The 3,029-nt window shown below is 62.6% G+C and carries 1 protein-coding gene; it reads left to right on the forward strand.

All coding sequences use genetic code 11. The features are described 5' to 3' along the window. Positions 1-3,029: beta strand repeat-containing protein (locus Dpoa2040_RS08525; protein WP_371810601.1), on the forward strand; the 3,029-nt coding region annotated here is incomplete at both ends.

Raw genomic sequence — 3,029 nt, forward strand, 5'->3', positions numbered from 1 at the left:
CGGAACGGGGCGGTGAGCTGCGGCTGACCGGCGCACTGAGTGTGGGCGCGGACGGCCAGCTGCTCAGCAACGGCGACTGGCAGGTGCAGGCCGGCGCGGTGAACACGCAGGGGCTGTGGCAGGGGAACACCCTGACCCTGAATGCCGATACGCTCTCGAACAACGGTTCGCTGCTGGCGACGGACGGCGTGACGCTGGCCCTGTTGCAGGACTATACCGGCGGCGCAGGCAGCCGGGTATTGGGCAACGGGGCGGTGACGCTGACGGCGCAGACGGTCAGTCAGCAGGGCGAGATGGGCGGCGACCGCTTGCAGCTCAGTACCGGGGAACTGACCAACGCCGGGCGACTGGTGGGCCTGTCACAACTGGACGTGACCAGCCGGGGGCAACTGACCAATACCGCAGACGGGGCGCTGCTGGGTAACGGCGTCACCACGGTGACGGCGGGAATGCTGGATAACGCCGGCGTGCTGCAGGGGGACGCGCTGACGTTGCAGGCCGGCACGCTGGACAACCGGGGCCGCCTTCAGGGCACGGCGGCACTGACGCTGAGCGGGGTGTCGCGCTATACCGGCAGCGACAACAGCCAGCTGCTGAGCGGCGGCACGGCGACGCTGGCCATTGATAACGCCGACAACGCCGGGCTGTGGCAGGCACAAGACCTGCGCTTCAGCGGGACGTCGCTGACCAGCCGGGGGCAGATAACCGGGCTGAACAGTCTGACGGTTGACGCGGCCAGCCTGAGTAATACCGGCCAGCTTGCCACCCAGGGGATGGCGACGCTGCACGGGCAGCAGTTTGACAACGGCGGCACGCTGACCGCGCTGGGCGGTTTTAATGCACAATTCAGTGACAACGTCACTAATCAGGCCGGCGGACAATTGCTGAGCGGCGGCAGCGGCCAGATTGCCACCGGCACCCTGCGCAATCAGGGGCTGTGGCAGTCGGCGCGACTGTCGCTGAACGCGGAGACGCTGGATAATCAGGGCACGCTGCTGGGGCTGGAAGACGGCACCCTGCAACTGACGGGGGCCTATCAGGGCGGGGCGGACAGCCGGGTGCTGGGCAACGGCGCCTTCAGCCTGAGTGCGGCCACGATAGACACTGCCGGGCAGTGGCAGGCGCAGACCGTGACGCTGCGGGGCGGCAACCTGCGCAATCAGGGCACGATAACCGGCAGCGGACAACTGACCGCCACGCTGGATAACACACTGGAGAACAGTGCCGGGGCGACGCTGCTGGGCGCAACGGTGTCGCTCGGCGGCGCGACGGTGAGCAACGCAGGACAGATAGAAGGCCATAACGGCCTGACGGTACAGGGCGGCAGCCTGCTGAGCAACCTGAGCGGCGGCCAGCTGCTGTCGGGCGGCGCACTGACGCTGAATGCCGCGCAACTGACCAACGCCGGCTGGGCGCAGGGCGCGGACCTGATGCTGACCACCACGCAACTGGACAACACCGGCACGCTGCAGGCGCAGAACGGGCTGACGCTGCACCTGCCGCAGTGGAGCAACAGCGGGACGGTGCAGGCCGGGCAGCTGGACATCACCACCAACGGGCAACTGGAAAACCGGGGCACGTTGCTGGGGCTGACGCGGCTGGCGTTGCAGGCGGCGGGTATCACCAACGCGGACGGGGCGCGGCTATACAGTGCGGGGGACCTGTCTCTGCGCACCGGGCAACTGACGCAGAACGGTCAGCTGGCGGCGCTGGGCAACCTGCAGGCGGATATCGGCGGCCCGTTCACCCTGACCCGTGCGCTGGCGGCGGGTGGGCAGCTGACGCTGAACGTGAACGGCGACCTGGTGCAGGCGGGGACGCTGCAAGGCAACGGGGTGACGGTGACCAGCACCGGCACGCTGACGCAGCAGGGCCGCATCGTGGCCGGCAATGGCGCGAGCGCGCTGTCGGCGGCGGCCCTCAGCCAGACGGAGAGCGGTAGCATTCAGGGCGGCGGGCCGCTGAGCCTGCGGGCCGATGGCAACATCACCAACCGGGGCTTTGTGGGAACGGCAGCGGACCTGTTGTTGCAGGCGGGCGGGCTGATAGACAACAGCAGCCTGCTGTACGGCGGCGGCAACCTGTGGCTGCTGTCGGACGCACTGGTCAACCGGTTCGGCAACATTCTGGCGGGGAACAGCCTGTGGATACAGCGTGATGCGGCAGGCAATGCCGGCAGCAGCGTACTGAACAGCTCAGGCACCATCGAAACCCAGCGCGGGGATATCACGGTGCGCACCGGGACGCTGACCAACCAGCGCGAAGGGCTGACAGTGACCGAAAGCAGCAGCTCGGCGGCGGATATGCCATCGTGGGCGGGGGGGGCAATAGCACATATTCCAATGAGTTTATTTGGATATGACGAGTATGGACTTTATTTTGAGTTTGATGCTTCGGGTGATTTAATACCATATATCTCTTATTACACAACGAGTAAGAGTGCCAGTCTTAAGAAAGTTCCAATCAAAGATAATAGTGTCGTCGTATCAGCTCAGGGTGGATTATCCAGAATTAATTCTGCTAATGATCTAATTGTTTCAGCATCAGATGCTGTTATTAATAGTGCTTCATCCTTGATAGCTAATGGGAATATTGTTTTACGTGGTGACAAGCTAAATAACACCTCTTATGAAAGTGGTTCGACATATCAGTATTTGGTCTATGAAAGTATCGAAATGGATGTGAAAGAACCCGGCGATGTAAACTATCGACCAGATATGCAGCTTAATGGTTCTTATGTGTCAGCATATAATTCGGGGAGTTATGTTGGCGGATTTAACCTACGGAATTCTTATCCTTACGATAACGCACTTAGAAATTATCTAATTTATCGTCTTCGCGGTGAGCCTGTATATGAAAAAGTCGTTGGCCAAACCTACGCCGCGACCATTCAGGCGGGCGGCGCAATCACCGCTAATTTCACCCAGAACATCAGCAATACCAATCTGCAACCGGGCAGCGGCGGCTTTATCCCGGCGATAGCCACGCCGACGCTGGCGGGCGTGACGGCGCTCACCCCGGCAGGGGCG

Source organism: Dickeya sp. CFBP 2040, assembly GCF_012273755.1.
Lineage (GTDB): Bacteria > Pseudomonadota > Gammaproteobacteria > Enterobacterales > Enterobacteriaceae > Dickeya > Dickeya poaceiphila.